The sequence below is a fragment of the Streptomyces sp. NPDC008238 genome (genome assembly GCF_042956445.1).
GTDB lineage: Bacteria > Actinomycetota > Actinomycetes > Streptomycetales > Streptomycetaceae > Actinacidiphila.
Genome location: NZ_JBIBGK010000003.1, coordinates 228868 through 244633 on the forward strand (window position 1 = coordinate 228868; position 15766 = coordinate 244633).

Annotated in this window: 13 protein-coding genes; 7 read left to right on the forward strand and 6 right to left on the reverse strand. The window is 71.0% G+C overall.

The genetic code is table 11. The features are described 5' to 3' along the window. Window positions 1–79: 79 nt before the first annotated feature. On the reverse strand, window positions 80–1495 hold the full coding sequence (locus ACFZAU_RS09920) for a CCA tRNA nucleotidyltransferase (RefSeq protein ID WP_500551746.1): 1416 nt from the start codon (window positions 1493–1495) through the stop codon (window positions 80–82). A gap of 184 nt (window positions 1496–1679) precedes the next feature. Here ACFZAU_RS09920 and ACFZAU_RS09925 point away from each other — a divergent pair, with 184 nt between their 5' ends. The 7 genes from ACFZAU_RS09925 to trxA all read left to right on the forward strand — a co-directional run bounded on the left by ACFZAU_RS09925 (window position 1680) and on the right by trxA (window position 11054). Further along, window positions 1680–4058, forward strand: a complete 2379-nt coding sequence (locus ACFZAU_RS09925; protein WP_500551747.1) for a DUF6049 family protein — start codon at window positions 1680–1682, stop codon at window positions 4056–4058. 33 nt (window positions 4059–4091) lie between these two features. Further along, window positions 4092–6155 (forward strand): murein biosynthesis integral membrane protein MurJ, encoded by a 2064-nt coding sequence (gene murJ / locus ACFZAU_RS09930; RefSeq protein WP_500551748.1) that lies wholly within the window; start codon window positions 4092–4094, stop codon window positions 6153–6155. Between the two features lie 120 nt (window positions 6156–6275). Continuing rightward, on the forward strand, window positions 6276–8012 hold the full coding sequence (locus ACFZAU_RS09935) for a protein kinase family protein (protein ID WP_500551749.1): 1737 nt from the start codon (window positions 6276–6278) through the stop codon (window positions 8010–8012). 16 nt (window positions 8013–8028) lie between these two features. Then, window positions 8029–8724, forward strand: coding sequence for an RNA polymerase sigma factor SigM (gene sigM, locus ACFZAU_RS09940; RefSeq protein ID WP_500551750.1), 696 nt, complete (start codon window positions 8029–8031; stop codon window positions 8722–8724). After that, entirely contained in the window at window positions 8721–9584 is an 864-nt protein-coding gene (locus ACFZAU_RS09945) for an RsmA family anti-sigma factor (protein WP_500551751.1), read from the forward strand. Before sigM ends, ACFZAU_RS09945 begins: the two co-directional genes overlap by 4 nt. Window positions 9585–9691: 107 nt before the next feature. After that, window positions 9692–10678, forward strand: a complete 987-nt coding sequence (gene trxB, locus ACFZAU_RS09950; RefSeq protein ID WP_500551752.1) for a thioredoxin-disulfide reductase — start codon at window positions 9692–9694, stop codon at window positions 10676–10678. 46 nt (window positions 10679–10724) lie between these two features. Further along, window positions 10725–11054: a thioredoxin gene (gene trxA / locus ACFZAU_RS09955; RefSeq protein ID WP_089225436.1), complete on the forward strand. Its 330-nt coding sequence runs from the start codon at window positions 10725–10727 to the stop codon at window positions 11052–11054. A 56-nt stretch (window positions 11055–11110) separates the two neighbouring features. Here trxA and ACFZAU_RS09960 read toward each other — a convergent pair whose 3' ends face one another. From ACFZAU_RS09960 to ACFZAU_RS09980, 5 genes are all read right to left on the reverse strand, one after another. After that, the gene (locus tag ACFZAU_RS09960; RefSeq protein ID WP_499604632.1) at window positions 11111–11728 is read right to left on the reverse strand and encodes a GNAT family N-acetyltransferase; all 618 of its coding nucleotides are present in this window, start codon (window positions 11726–11728) and stop codon (window positions 11111–11113) included. A gap of 304 nt (window positions 11729–12032) precedes the next feature. Next, entirely contained in the window at window positions 12033–13142 is a 1110-nt protein-coding gene (locus ACFZAU_RS09965; RefSeq protein WP_500551753.1) for a ParB/RepB/Spo0J family partition protein, read from the reverse strand. Next, complete coding sequence (locus ACFZAU_RS09970) at window positions 13139–14185, reverse strand: ParA family protein (protein ID WP_499604628.1); 1047 nt, start codon at window positions 14183–14185, stop codon at window positions 13139–13141. Before ACFZAU_RS09970 ends, ACFZAU_RS09965 begins: the two co-directional genes overlap by 4 nt. Window positions 14186–14432: 247 nt before the next feature. After that, on the reverse strand, window positions 14433–15149 hold the full coding sequence (rsmG, locus tag ACFZAU_RS09975; RefSeq protein WP_500551754.1) for a 16S rRNA (guanine(527)-N(7))-methyltransferase RsmG: 717 nt from the start codon (window positions 15147–15149) through the stop codon (window positions 14433–14435). Between the two features lie 110 nt (window positions 15150–15259). After that, window positions 15260–15757 carry a Jag family protein gene (locus tag ACFZAU_RS09980; RefSeq protein WP_499604625.1) on the reverse strand — a complete coding sequence of 166 codons (498 nt, stop codon included), beginning with the start codon at window positions 15755–15757 and terminating at the stop codon, window positions 15260–15262. Window positions 15758–15766: the final 9 nt, after the last annotated feature.

The window sequence follows — 15766 nt, forward strand, 5'->3', positions numbered from 1 at the left end:
CGCCGTTACGACCGAGGGGGTCGTGTTTCACGTGAAACACGACCCCCTCGGTTCGCCCGGCGTCCGGACGTGATGACGCTCAGCCCTGAGCGGCCCACCACTCCTTCAGCGCCGTCACCGCCGCCTCCTCGCCCAGCGGGCCGTTCTCCAGGCGCAGCTCCAGCAGGTGCTCGTACGCCCTGCCGACCTGGGGCCCCGGGGCGATGCCCAGGATCTCCATGATCCGGTTGCCGTCCAGGTCCGGCCGGATCGCGTCCAGCTCCTCCTGCTCCTTGAGCTGCGCGATCCGCTCCTCGAGCCCGTCGTAGGTGCGCGCCAGGGCCGCGGCCTTGCGCTTGTTCCGGGTCGTGCAGTCGGAGCGGGTCAGCTTGTGCAGCCGCTCGAGCAGCGGTCCGGCGTCGCGGACGTAGCGGCGCACGGCGGAGTCCGTCCACTCGCCGGTCCCGTAACCGTGGAAGCGCAGGTGCAGCTCCACCAGCCGGGCGACGTCCTTGACGATGTCGTTCGGGTACTTGAGCTTGGTCAGCCGCCCCTTGGTCATCTTGGCGCCGACCACCTCGTGGTGGTGGAAGGAGACCCGCCCGTCGGACTCGAAGCGCCGGGTGCGCGGCTTGCCGATGTCGTGCAGCAGCGCCGCGAGGCGCAGCACCAGATCCGGCCCCTCGGTCTCCAGCGCCATCGCCTGGTCCAGGACGGTCAGCGTGTGGTCGTAGACGTCCTTGTGCCGGTGGTGCTCGTCCCGCTCCAGGCGCAGCGCCGGCAGCTCCGGAAGGACCCGTGCGGCCAGGCCGGTCTGCACCAGCAGCTGCAGGCCCTTGCCGGGGTGGTCGGAGAGGATCAGCTTGCTGAGCTCGTCCCGGACGCGCTCGGCGGAGACGATCTCGATGCGCTCCGCCATCTCCGTCATCGCCGTCACGACCTCGGGGGCCACCTCGAAGTCCAGCTGCGCCGCGAACCGCGCGGCGCGCATCATCCGCAGCGGATCGTCGGAGAAGGACTCCTCAGGGGTGCCGGGCGTGCGCAGGACCCGCTGCGCGAGGTCGCCGAGCCCGCTGTAGGGGTCGACGAACTCGGCGTCCGGCAGGGAGACCGCCATCGCGTTGACGGTGAAGTCCCGGCGGACCAGGTCCTCCTCGAGCGTCTGCCCGTAGGAGACCTCCGGCTTGCGCGAGGTCCGGTCGTAGGCCTCGGAGCGGTACGTGGTCACCTCGATCTGGTAGCCGCCCTTGCGGCACCCGACCGTGCCGAAGGCGATGCCCACCTCCCAGACGGCCTCCGCCCACCCGCGGATGATCTTCAGCACCTGGTCGGGCCGGGCGTCCGTGGTGAAGTCGAGGTCGTTGCCGAGCCTGCCGAGCAGGGTGTCGCGGACCGAGCCGCCGACGAGGGCAAGCCGGAATCCGGCGTCCTGGAAGCGGCGACCGAGCTCCTCGGCAACCGGCGCGATCACGGGCGCGGTCTTCAGGGTCTGGGGGGCGTTGTTGGCATTCGGCACAACAGAAAAGGGTACGTGCCCATGCGCCCCGCGGCGGACCGGTTTACCGGCTCCCGCGATCATGCCGACGCCTCCGTGACCCCGGACTGTATCGATCTTGTGGCCCACTCACAGCACTTTGGGTCATCGAGCATCGTTACCATTCCAGGACGCACATCCGAAGACGACGAGGGACGGCCAGCGCGTGGGCGAGGCGGCACAGCACCCCGGAGGAACTCCGGCCCGTTCGAGGCTGCGCCGGGCCACGGCGCTGCTCGTGGGCGCCACCCTCTTCGCCGGCCTGGTCCAGGCCCGTACGGCCCCCGCGGCGTACGCGGAGACCGCCGACGGCCGCACCGTGGACGTGTCGCTGACCTCGCTGTCCCCCTCCGCCCCTGTGAAGGGCGACACCCTCACGGTGACCGGCACCGTGACCAACAAGAGCAAGCACGCCGTGAGCGGCGCCCACGTCGGCGTGGAGATCGCCCCTCAGGGCCCGCTGGACAGCCGCAGCGCCATCAACGGCGTGTCCACGAGCGCGCCGCACACCCTCGCCGACGGCGTGGAGATCTCCGGGCACACCGTGCCCGTCGACGACCTGCCCGCCGGCATCAGCCGCACCTTCACGCTGAAGGTGCCGCTCAAGGACCTCGACCTGGGCCGCGACGGCGTCTACCAGCTCGGGGTCTCGCTGACCGGGCAGACCAGGGACCGCGGCTACGACGAGTACCTCGGCATCGAGCGGACCTTCCTCCCCTGGTACCCGGACGGGGACGCCAAGCCCACCCGCTACACCTTCCTGTGGCCGCTGATCGACCGCCCGCACCTCGCCGTGCGCAGCGAGAGCGACGACCAGCAGAGCCCGATCTTCCTCGACGACGACCTCGCCGGGGACCTGGCCCCCGGGGGACGGCTGCAGCAGCTGGTGACCCTCGGCCGGGACCTGCCCGTCACCTGGGTCATCGATCCGGACCTGCTCGCCACCGTGGACGCGATGACCCGCCGGTACCAGGTCGCCGGACCCGACCGTGATCTCGATCACACCACGTCCGGCACCGGCACCGAGAACGCGAAGCGCTGGCTGAACAGCCTCAAGGAGGCCGTCGCCGGGGACGAGGTCGTCGCGCTCCCCTTCGCCGACCCCGACATCGCCTCCATCGCGCACCACGGCAAGAACGTCCCCGGCACCCTGAACCACCTCAAGACCGCCACCGACCTCGCGACGACCACCGTCGAGACCGTCCTCAACGGCATGGTCACCCCCGACACGGACGTCTCCTGGCCCGTGGAGGGCGCCGTCGACCCCTCCATCGTCGACGTGGCCACCTCGGCCGGCGCGGACAAGGTGATCGTCCGCAGCGACAGCCTCGGCGAGCCCGGCAGCCTCAACTACACCCCCACCTCGGCGCGGCCCATCGGCGGGGGCACCACCGCGGTCGTCGCCGATTCCGGGCTCTCCAAGGCCTTCCAGGGCGACATGACGACGGCCGGGTCCTCGACCCTCGCCGTCCAGAAGTACCTGGCGCAGACCCTGATGATCACGATGCAGGCGCCCGACCGGCAGCGCAGCGTCGTCGTCGCCCCGCAGCGGATGGCCAAGGCCTCCCAGGCCCAGGCCATGGCCCAGGCGATCACGGAGGTCGCGGGCAGCGGCTGGGCCGAGACCGCGGACTTCTCCGCGGCGGCGAAGGCCACCCCCGACCCCCGGGCGAACCGCTCGGTGCCCGGCGCCGGCGTCTATCCCAAGCGCCTGCGCAAGCAGGAGATGAGCACCGCGTCCTTCCGCCAGGTCCAGGCGACCCAGGAAGAGCTCGACGACTTCATGGCCCTGCTGAGCAAGCCCGACCGGGTGCGGACCCCCTTCGGCAACGCGCTCATGCGCTCGATGTCCACCGAGTGGCGCGGCTCCCCCCGGAGCTCGGCAGCCTTCCGCACGGCCATCTCCGACTACCTCTCCGACCTGATGAGCCTGGTCTACCTGCTCCCCAAGACGGGCACGCTCACGCTGTCCGGCCGCAGCGGCACCATCCCGGTCACCGTGAAGAACGAGCTCGGCCAGACCGTGCAGGGCCTGGAGCTGCGCCTGTCCTCCAGCCAGGGCAACAGCCTCGACCCGGGCGCCCCGCAGCCCGTGACCGTCGAGGGCGGCCACACCCGCTCCCTGAAGTTCGAGGGCACCGCGGCCCGCAACGGCCTCAACACGATCACGGCCCAGCTCTACACGCCGGACGGCGCCACGTTCGGCGCTCCCATCACCTTCCAGGTGGATGTCACCTCCATCACGTCCACCGTCATGCTGGTGATCGCCGCCGGTCTCCTGCTGCTCGTGCTGGCGGGCGTCCGGATGTACCACCAGCGCAAGCGCCGCGCGGCCACCGGGGACGAGGACGAGGACGGCGACCCGTCCGAGGACGACGCGGAGCCCGCCGGCGACGACGGGACGGGGCAGGACGGGGACGACGCCGGAACGGGCACCATGGGTGGCCGGGACGACGACCGTGAGGAGCAGCCGGGTGACCTGGCCCCGGACACCTCCCCGGAAAGTACGGACCCGTCCGGGACGGGTGAGAAGGTGGACCGATAGCCAGCGAGCCATGGCCGATGAGGTGGGGCAGAGATGAACGCACCGTACGACGGTGAGCGCGAACGGGAAGCCGGGGAGCGGTTCCCCGAGCAGCCCGGGCAGCACCCTGCCGCGCCCGACCCGTACCTGCAGGACACCTACGCCCGCGATCCCTACCGCCGGCAGGATCCGACCGTGCAGGACCCGGTGGGCGAGGCCCTCTACGACCGCACCGCGCACCCGCCGGCCCAGCCGCACGCCTACGGCCCGCCGTACGCCCACCAGGAGCCGTACCGCATGCCGTACGCCGACGACGCCGACACCCGGTACGTCGGCGTCGACGAGCTGGTCTCCCACGCGCCGGACGAGGACGGTGCGCCCGCGCGGCCGGACGAGTACGCCCACCTCTTCCGTGACGAGCCGGTCCAGGAGGCCCCCGCGGAGCCCGAGCCCGCCGCGGCGCCCGTGTCCGGGAAGTCCGGGGGACGGGCCGGCAGCATCCTCAAGTCCAGCGCCCTCATGGCGGCCGGCACCCTGGTCTCCCGGGTCACCGGGTTCCTGCGCACCCTGGTCATGGCCGCCGCGATCGGCGTCGGCACGCTGAACGACGGCTACCAGGTCGCCAACACCCTGCCCACGATGATCTACATCCTGGTCGGCGGCGGCGCGATCAACGCCGTGTTCGTCCCGCAGCTCGTCCGCGCCATGAAGAACGACGAGGACGGCGGCGAGGCCTACGCCAACCGCCTGCTGACCCTCGTCGCCGTCGGCCTGGCGGCCGTCACGGCCCTCTGTGTGTTCGGCGCGCCGCTGCTCATCCGGGCGATGTCCCACGACATCGCCTCCGACCCGGTCAGGTTCGAGGTCGCGGTCACCTTCGCCCGCTACTGCATCCCGACGATGTTCTTCATGGGTCTGCACGTGGTGCTCGGGCAGGTACTGAACGCCCGCGGCCGGTTCGGCGCGATGATGTGGACCCCGGTCCTCAACAACGTCGTCATCATCGCCACCTTCGGTGCCTTCATCTGGGCCTTCGGCTCCTTCACCAGCACCGGCGTCACCTCGCAGACCATCACCCCGGAGGGCGCCCGGCTGCTCGGCCTCGGCACCCTGCTGGGCCTGGCCGTGCAGGCCCTGGCGATGATCCCCTACCTGCGCGAGGCCGGGTTCCGGATCAGGCCGCGGTTCGACTGGCGCGGCCACGGCCTCGGCCACGCGGCGAAGCTCGCGAAGTGGACCTTCTTCTTCGTGCTCGCCAACCAGATCGGCCTGATCGTCCTCACCCAGTTCGCCACGGCGGCGGGTGCGGCGGCCGAGAAGGCGGGCCACGAGGGCACCGGCATCACCGCGTTCAACTACGCGCTGCTCCTGTGGCAGATGCCGCAGGCCATCATCACCGTCTCCGTCATGACGGCCGTGCTCCCGCGGATCTCCCGCGCCGCCGCCGACGGGGACGCCGCCGCGGTCCGTGACGACCTCTCCTACGGCCTGCGGACCTCGGGCGTGGCCATCGTGCCCGCCGCCTTCGCCTTCCTCGCCCTCGGACTCCCCATCGCGACCCTGCTCTACAGCAGCTCCGGTGACGGCGCGGTGAACATCGGCTTCGTCCTGATGGCCTTCGGACTGGGCCTGATCCCCTTCTCGGTGCAGTACATCGTCCTGCGCGGCTTCTACGCCTACGAGGACACCCGCACCCCCTTCTACAACACGGTCATCGTCGCCGCGTGCAACGCCGTCGCCGCCGCCGTCTGCTACTTCGTCCTGCCCGCCCGCTGGGCCGTGGTGGGCATGGCCGCCGGCTACGGCCTGGCCTACGCGATCGGCGTCGGAGTGGCGGTCAAGCGGCTGCGCAGGCGCCTCGGCGGCGACATCGACGGCAAGCGCGTGGTGCGCACCTACGCGCGGCTCTTCGGTGCGTGCATCCCCGCCGCCGCGGGAGGCGGCGCCGTCGTCTACGGTGTCTCGCACTCGCTGGGTCACGGCGCTGCCGCATCGTTGCTGTCGCTGCTGCTCGGCGCCGTCGTGCTGGGCGGGATCTTCTTCGTCGCCGCCAAGCGCATGCGCGTCGAGGAGATGACGGCCATGGTCGGCATGGTCAGGGGCCGGCTGGGCCGCTGACGGCGCCCACCGCGCAACCTTCGTGGGCCGTCGTGTGTCGTGCATAGCGGTGGACTGTTGGCACAATTGTCCTCGGCTGTGTAGTCAGATCTTGCAACGGATGGGGAGGCAGGAACGACGGTGGCGGAACGGAGCACGGCTGCCGTCGGAGTGGCCAACGAGAGCGGCGACGAGCAGCTCGCCGCCCATGCGGACAGTGCCACGGCCGACGAGGCGACGGACCGGAGCGAAGAGCAGGACGCGCCACAGCAGACCATCCCCGAGGAGACAGCACCGACCAATTCCGAGCCGCCCGAGCTCCACAGCGGCCACAAGCTCGCCGCGCGCTACCGCCTGGAGGACTGCCTCACCCGTGCCGACGGCTTCAGCAGCTGGAAGGCCGTCGACGAGAAGCTGCGCCGGGCCGTGGGTATCCACATCCTGCCCGCCGAACACAACCGGGCCCGTTCCGTACTGGCGGCGGCCCGCTCCGCGGCCCTCCTCGGGGACCCCCGCTTCGTGCAGGTCCTCGACGCCGTCGAGGAGGACGACCTCGTCTACGTGATCCACGAGTGGCTCCCGGACGCCCGGGAACTCACCACCCTGATCACCGCCGACCCGCTGGAGCCGCACGAGGCCTACCAGATGGTCAACCAGATCTCCCAGGCCATGGCCGCCGCGCACCGCGAGGGCCTGGCGCACCTGCGGCTCGGTCCCGACGCCGTCCTGCGCACCGAGGCGGGGCAGTACCGCATCCGCGGTCTGGCGGTCGCCGCCGCGCTGCGCGGCATCTCCTCCGAGCGTCCGCAGCGCGAGGACACCGAGGCCATCGGAGCCCTCCTGTACGCCTCGCTCACCCAGCGCTGGCCGTACCCGGAGGACGACCACGGGCTCACCGGCCTCCCCAAGGACGTCGGCCTCGTCGCGCCCGACCAGGTGCGGGCGGGCGTCCACCGCGGGCTGTCGGAGCTCGCCATGCGCGCCCTGGTCAACGACGGGGCGACGGCTTCCCGTGAGCCGGAGCCCTGCACCACGCCCGAGGAGCTGTCCAAGGCGGTCACCGCGATCCCCAAGATCCGGCCGCCCGAGCAGCCGGCGATGACGCCCTACTCGCGCACCACCTACCAGCAGGGCTCCTACCGCCAGACCCCGGCGGGCCCCGCGTCCCCCGGCGCCACGAGCGCCCTCTCCGCCACGCCGCCGCCCGCCCTGCCCGGCCGCACCGGCAAGGCCCTCAAGTGGTCCGTCTCGGCCCTCCTCATCGTCGCCCTCGGCCTCGGCAGCTGGCAGCTCGCGGAGACGCTGATGGACCGCGAGAACCAGGCGAAGTCCGGTGGCACCTCCACCTCCCACACCACGGGAAGCGACGGGGGCAGCGACAATGGCGGCGCGAACCAGGTGACGCTGCAGCCGCTGCCCGTGAAGGGGGCGGCCGAGTACTACCCGGACGGCACCCCGCAGCACACCGACCAGGTGGACCTCACTTACGACAAGGACACCGGAAGCTACTGGCGCAGCAGGAGCTTCACCACTGGTCCGGTGCTCGCCCCCTACAAGAAGGGGGTCGGCATCGTCTACGACCTCGGTGCCGTGAAGAAACTGAGCGCGGCGACGATAAGCCTGTACTACGGCGGCGACCACACCACGGTCGAGCTGTACGCCGCGGATTCACTGTCGTCGTCCGCCGACCTCTCGGGCATGAAGAAAATCGCGACTGTCGAGACGTCCGGCCGTTCGGCGAAACTCACAGCGAAGCAGCCGGTGGAGACGCAGTACGTCCTCGTCTGGCTGACGGCCATGCCGCAGTCTCCCGCGGACGACTTCAGCGGGGCGGGCTTCAAGCAGGCCATCACCGATGTGAGGTTCGAGGGGCAGTAGCCCCGCGGGGAGGGGGATGGTGGCCACGCAGGGTACGGGCGGGGAGGTCAGCGACAGCGACCTCCTCGCCCGCCATGTCGCGGGGGACCCGAACGCCTTCGGGGAACTCGTCCGCCGGCACCGGGACCGGCTCTGGGCGGTGGCGCTGCGGACCCTGGGGGACCGCGAGGAGGCCGCCGACGCCGTGCAGGACGCACTCGTCTCCGCCTTCCGCGCCGCCCACACCTTCCGCGGGCAGTCGGCCGTCACGACCTGGCTGCACCGCATCACCGTGAACGCGTGCCTGGACCGGGCGCGCAAGGCGGCCTCGCGCCGCACCGCCGCGATGACGGACGAGAAGCAGTTCGAGGAGCTGCTCGAACCGCACGAGTCCGCCGCGGCCCCCGCCGAGCGGGGCGAGCTGCACCGGGAACTGCTGCGGGCGCTCGCGACGCTCCCCGTGGAGCAGCGGGCAGCCCTGGTCCTCGTCGACATGCAGGGCTACCCCGTTGCGGAGGCCGCCGCCGTCCTCGACGTGCCGGCGGGGACGGTCAAGAGCAGATGCGCCCGGGGCAGGGCACGGCTGCTGCCTCTGCTCTCCCACCTGCGGGACACGCCGGGGAGTAGCGGCGATCAGGCAGGGGCAAGGAACCGGACGGAGAACGCATCCGTCCCAGAGACGGAGGCCCGGCCGGGCCACGGCTTCACACAGGGCGGAGGTGGACACCCATGACGTCGACGACGGGTACGGACGAGCACCCCGAGGTCGCCGAGATCTCGGCACTCACCGAGGGCATCCTCCCGCCGGCGCGCTCGGCCGATGTCCGCGGGCACATCGACGGCTGCACGCTCTGTGCCGACGTGCGGGCCTCCCTGGACGAGATTCGCGGACTGCTGGGCACGCTCCCGGGACCGCCCCGGATGCCCGCCGACATCGCCGGCCGGATCGACGCCGCGCTCGCCGCCGAGGCGCTGCTCGCCTCCAGCACCGCCGATGTTTCACGTGAAACAGGGACCGCGGAGCCGCCTCGTGTTTCACGTGAAACATCGGCACCGGTCGGTGGACGGCCCTCCGGTCGCGGCTCCGGCCCCAGCGGCCCCGGCCGCGCCGGCACCGGATCCCGTCGGCGCCGGGTGAAGGGCGTCCTCGTCGCCGCCTCCGTCGCCGCCGTGGTCGGCCTCGGAAGCTTCCTCGCGCAGTCCACCTGGAGCACCGGGGGGAGCGCCGGCCTCGAGTCGTCGACGGCCTCCGACGCCGGCGCCAAGGCTGACGCCGACACGCTCGGCGCGCAGGTACACGATCTGCTGACAAGCGGCGCGGGCAGGAAGCCCGAGAGCAAGCCCGCCGCGCAGTCCCCGATGGTCGGCATGGACAGTGCCGCGCCGCCCTGCGTCCTGGGGGCCGTCGACCGCACGGAGACTCCGATCGCCCTCCAGCGGGGCAGGTACGAGGGCATGGACTCCTATCTGGTCGTGCTCCCGCACGAGGGCGACCCCTCACTGGTCGACGCCTACGTCGTGGACGCCTCGTGCACCACAGCGCAGCCCCCCGCCACGGGCACCCTCCTCCGCGAGGAGACATACCCTCGCTAGCCACGCCGACGGGAATGCCCGGACCGTAGGATCCGTTAGGCGGGATGACAATGGTCCCGCCGCCGAGGCACCCGGCGAATCGGCACAGCAGAGACGAGGAAGAACCCGTGAGCGACGTCCGAAACGTGATCATCATCGGTTCCGGGCCGGCGGGATACACAGCCGCGCTCTACACCGCCCGCGCCTCCCTCAAGCCCCTGGTCTTCGAAGGTGCGGTCACGGCCGGCGGCGCCCTCATGACCACGACCGACGTCGAGAACTTCCCCGGCTTCCGCGACGGCATCATGGGCCCCGACCTCATGGACAACATGCGGGCCCAGGCCGAGCGCTTCGGTGCCGAGCTGATCCCGGACGACATCGTCGAGGTCGACCTCGAGGGTGACATCAAGACCGTCACCGACTCCGCGGGCACCGTCCACCGGGCGAGGGCCGTCATCATCGCCACCGGTTCCCAGCACCGCAAGCTCGGCCTCCCCAACGAGGACCAGCTCTCCGGGCGCGGTGTCTCCTGGTGCGCCACCTGTGACGGCTTCTTCTTCAAGGACCACCAGATCGCCGTCATCGGCGGCGGTGACACCGCCCTGGAGGAGGCGACCTTCCTCTCGCGCTTCGCCAAGAGCGTGAAGGTGGTCCACCGCCGGGACACGCTCCGCGCCTCCAAGGCGATGCAGGAGCGCGCCTTCGCCGACCCGAAGATCTCGTTCGTCTGGGACAACGAGGTCGCCGAGATCAACGGCGAGGGCAAGCTCTCCGGCCTGGTCCTGCGGAACACCAAGTCCGGCGAGACCTCCGAACTGCCGGTCACCGGCCTGTTCATCGCGATCGGCCACGACCCCCGCACCGAGCTGTTCAAGGGAATCCTCGACCTGGACGAGGAGGGCTACCTCAAGGTCGAGTCGCCCACCACCCGTACGAAGATCCCCGGTGTCTTCGCCGCGGGTGACGTCGTGGACCACACCTACCGCCAGGCGATCACCGCCGCGGGCACCGGCTGTTCCGCCGCCCTGGACGCCGAGCGCTACCTCGCCGCCCTGAGCGACGCCGGCAACGAGCAGACCCGCGAGCCCGAGCAGACCGCCGCCGCGGTCGTCTGACCGCGCAGCACAACCAAGTACCCGTCCTACACACCGAGGAGACAGCGTGGCCGGCAACACCAAGACCGTGACCGATGCGACCTTCGACGAGGAGGTCCTGTCCAGCGACAAGCCCGTGCTCGTCGACTTCTGGGCCGAGTGGTGCGGTCCGTGCCGCCAGATCGCCCCGTCGCTCGAGGCGATCGCCGCGGAGCACGGCGACCAGATCACCATCGTCAAGCTGAACATCGACGAGAACCCGGTCACCGCCGCCAAGTACGGCGTCATGTCGATCCCGACTCTCAACGTCTACAAGGGCGGCGAGGTCGTGAAGACCATCGTCGGCGCCAAGCCGAAGGCCGCCATCGAGCGCGACCTGGCGGACTTCATCGGCTGAGCACCGCAGACGGACGCGAAAGGGCCCGCCCCGTGAGGGGCGGGCCCTTCGTCCGTTCACAGGGGCCGCAGCGCCGGTTCCTTCTGCACGGCGCCGAGCAGCCGGTCGATCGCCATCTCGACGTCCTCCTTCCAGGAGATCGTCGTACGCAGCTCCAGCCTCAGCCGGGGGAACCGCGGGTGCGGCCGCACCGTCTTGAAGCCGACGGCCAGCAGGTGCTCGGCGGGCAGGACGCACGCGGGCTCCTCCCAGCGCGCGTCACCGAAGGCCTCGATCGCCCGGAAGCCCCGCCGCACCAGGTCCTTGGCCATCGTCTGCACCAGCACCCGGCCCAGTCCCTGTCCCTGGAAGCCCGGGAGGATCCGGGCGGTCATCAGCTGGACGGCGTCGGGGGAGACGGGACTCGTGGGGAAGGCCGTCGAGCGCGGCACGTAGGCGGGTGGGGCGTAGAGCAGGAAGCCGGCGGGCACCTCGTCCACGTATACGACCCGGCCGCACGACCCCCACTCCAGCAGCACCGCCGAGATCCAGGCCTCCTTCTCCAGCTCCGGCTTGCCGGCCTGGACGGCGGCCTCCCCGCTCACCGGATCGAGCTCCCAGAAGACGCACGCGCGGCAGCGGTTGGGGAGATCCGGGAGGTTGTCCAGCGTGAGCGGAACGATCCGACGCCCCATGAGGTCTGACCCTCGTTTCTGTCGTGGACCCAACTGCCGACGAAGCCACCCACGGCGCCCAGCCCGAGCCCCGCTGCGAGAAGGGCGGCCCTCTGCCAATCGTGCTCCACTCCGACGCGCCGCACCGATCGCATGAGCCCCTCCTCGGAGGTAGTGCTCCATCCCGTACGCATCGTATCCGTGAGCGGACAAGTCCGACACCGGAGCAACGCTAACGGCCCAGCAAAAAGCGGGTCACATCCCTCTCGGGACGTGACCCGCCCGGTAGTTGCGTCCCGTCACGCGGCGGTGCGGACGCCGGGGCTCACTCCTCCTCGTCGGACTCCTCGGTGAGCGACCGCTCGAGGACGTCTCCCTCGCCCGGTGCCATCGAGCCGAGGATGCGCTCCAGGTCCTCTATCGAGGCGAACTCCACGACGATCTTCCCGCGCTTCTGCCCGAGGTCCACCTTCACACGGGTCTCGAAGCGGTCCGAGAGCCGCAGCGCGAGGTCGGTCAGCGCGGGGGACATCCGCTTGCCTGCCCGGGGCGCCGGTGCCTTCCGCGCGGGCTGGGACTCGGAGTTCATCACATGCACGATCTCCTCGACCGCGCGCACCGAGAGCCCCTCGGCCACGATCCGGCTGGCGAGCCGGTCCTGGTCCTCCACGTCCTCCAGGGCGAGCAGGGAGCGGGCGTGCCCGGCGGAGAGCACACCGGCCGCAACACGCCGCTGTACGGGCGCGGAGAGCTTCAGCAGGCGCAGGGTGTTGGAGACCTGGGAGCGGGAGCGCCCGATGCGGTCGGCGAGCTGCTCGTGGGTGCAGGCGAAATCCTTGAGGAGCTGGTCGTAGGCGGCCGCCTCTTCCAGCGGGTTCAGCTGGGCACGGTGCAGGTTCTCCAGCAGCGCGTCCAGGAGGAGCTTCTCGTCGTCCGTGGCGCGCACGATCGCCGGGATGGCCTCCAGGCCCGCTTCCCGGCTGGCCCGCCAGCGCCGCTCGCCCATGATGAGCTCGTAGCGCTCCGGTCCGACCTGACGGACGACGACCGGCTGCAGGAGGCCGACCTCCTTGATGGAGGTGACCAGCTCGGCCAGCGCGTCCTCGTCGAAGACCTCACGCGGCTGACGGGGGTTGGGGATGATCGCGTCCAGCGGCAGCTCCGCGAAGTACGCCCCCGCCACCAGGGAAGGCTCCTGAACCACGATGGCTTCAGGTGTTTCACGTGAAACGGGGATCGACGCCGTCCCCTCATGTCCCTGCTGTTCCGCCAGGGCCGTCACCTTGGCGACGGCAACACCTCGCTCCGGCGCCAGGACAGGCGCGGCGGGCGTCGCCGTCGCCACCGCGGTCGCGGCTGCCGCGTCCGCACCGTTCGGTGCGGCGGGAATCAGCGCGCCGAGACCACGGCCGAGTCCTCTGCGTCGCTCACTCACTGGATCCCCTTCGACGTGTTCTGCTCTGTGTCTTGGCTGCGCCCAAGGCCGCGCAGGGCCATCTCGCGTGCCGCCTCGAGGTACGACAGCGCGCCGCTCGAACCGGGATCGTAGGTCAGCACCGTCTGACCGTAGCTGGGCGCTTCCGAGATGCGGACCGAGCGCGGAATGCTCGTGCTGAGCACCTCCTTGCCGAAGTGGGTGCGCACCTCCTCGGCGACCTGCGAGGCGAGCCGGGTCCGGCCGTCGTACATGGTCAGCAGGATGGTGGAGACATGGAGCTTGGGGTTGAGGTGGCCCCGCACCAGCTCCACGTTGCGGAGCAGTTGCCCCAGGCCCTCCAGGGCGTAGTACTCGCACTGGATCGGGATGAGGACCTCGGCGCCGGCCACCAGGGCGTTGACGGTCAGCAGACCGAGCGAGGGCGGGCAGTCGATGAGGATGTAGTCCAGTGGCTGCTCGTAGGACTCGATGGCCCGCTGCAGCCGGCTCTCGCGGGCCACCAGCGAGACCAGCTCGATCTCGGCGCCGGCCAGGTCGATGGTGGCGGGGGCGCAGAAGAGGCCCTCCACGTCCGGCACCGGCTGGACGACGTCGGAGAGCGGCTTGCTCTCCACCAGCACGTCGTAGATGGAGGGGACTTCGGCGTGGTGGTCGATCCCGAGGGCGGTGGAGGCGTTGCCCTGGGGGTCGAGGTCGACGACCAGCACCCGGGCCCCGTGGAGGGCCAGGGAGGCGGCCATGTTGACCGTGGTGGTGGTCTTGCCGACCCCACCCTTCTGGTTGGCGACCACCATCACTCGGGTCTGTGGTGGGCGTGGGAGTCCTTCACCGGCCCGCCCCAGTGCCTCCACGGCCAGTTGGGCGGCACGGCCGATGGGGGTGTCGTCCATCGGGGGCGGTGTTTCACGTGAAACATCATCCCCGAACGGCTCGGTGCGGGGACCGGGGACCGGATCGGCCATCGGTCCCGCGATGTTGGCGTCGGACCGCAAGGATTCACTCTCCTCGACTACAAGCTCGCAATGAACAGAGCCTGCCATGCTTTCGGGGTCGCGAACCAGTGAGGGCGGTTCTCCTGTGGATGAATCCACCGGTTGAGTCACCGAATGGGTCATCTCGGAGGGCCGATGCGAGAGCATCTCGGCCGCCGCACGAGCGCGGCCGAGGATTCCTGGGAGCAGAGAGCGCCGTTTCACGTGAAACACGATGCGCAGCGCGGCGACCGTTTCCTACCCGACACTCCGGATTATGTACGTATGGCCGTTTGTATGGAGCACACGGCCGCGATCAGTGCCGTTGTCGACGGCTCGCCCGGGCCGCCTTGGCCCTGCGGGTCGCTCCCCGCACACCGCCGGGGCTCTCGCCCGCCAGCACCCGCACCACCGTCGAGAGCGGATCCACGATCCCCTCGCCGACCTGGACCACGGAGGTCTCCACGGCCCCGAGGCGGCTCAGGGCGGCGCGTGCGGCCTTCAGCTCCTCCTCGGCGGTGTCGCCCTTGAGGACGGTCATCTCCCCGTGCGGACGGAGCAGCGGCAGCCCCCAGCCGGCGAGACGTTCGAGTGGGGCCACGGCACGGGCGGTCACCACGTCCACCGGCGGCACCTTGCCGACCATCTCCTCGGCACGGCCACGCACCACCACGACGTTGGACAGTCCCAGCAGCCGCACGGCCTCCTCCAGGAAGGTGGTCCTGCGCAGCAGCGGTTCCAGCAGGGTGATGCAGAGGTCCGGCCGGGTCAGTGCCAGCGGGATGCCCGGGAGCCCCGCGCCCGAGCCCACGTCGCACACCGAGACGCCCTGGGGGATCACCTCGGCCAGCACGGCGCAGTTCAGCAGGTGGCGCTCCCAGAGCCGGGGCACCTCGCGCGGGCCGATCAGCCCGCGGCGCACTCCCGCGTCGGCCAGCAGTTCCGCGTACCGCACCGCGTCCGCGAAGCGCTCACCGAACACCTCACGTGCCGCTTCCGGCGCCGGGGGAAGCTCCGCCGCTGCCTCCGTCACGAGAACCGTCCTTCCGTTGTTGCAAGCTTTCACCAGGCTGACAAGGTTCGGCCCCGCCTGCGAACAGACGGGGCCGAGTGAGTACCGCTGAGAGCTGAGACCGGTGGAGGTCAGGAAGCCGGGAGGACGACCACCCGGCGCTCGGGCTCCTCGCCCTCGGACTCGCTGCGCAGCCCCGCGGCAGCCACCGCGTCGTGCACGACCTTGCGCTCGAAGGGCGTCATCGGCTTCAGCTTCACCGGCTGGCCGGAGCCCTTGACCTCCTCGGCCGCCTTCTCGCCCAGCTCCGTCAGCTCGGCCCGCTTGCGGGCCCGGAAGCCGGCGATGTCGAGCATCAGCCGGCTGCGGTCGCCGGTCTCCCGGTGGACCGCGAGCCGGGTCAGCTCCTGGAGCGCCTCCAGCACCTCGCCGTCCCGGCCGACGAGCTTGTTGAGGTCACGGCTCGACGATTCGCCGACGATGGAGACCGAGGCCCGGTCCCCCTCGACGTCCATGTCGATGTCACCGTCGAGGTCGGCGATGTCCAGCAGCCCCTCGAGGTAGTCGGCCGCGATCTCGCCCTCCTGCTCGAGGCGGGTGAGCGCGTCGGTGGTGTTGCCGTCCGTCACGGCGGGACT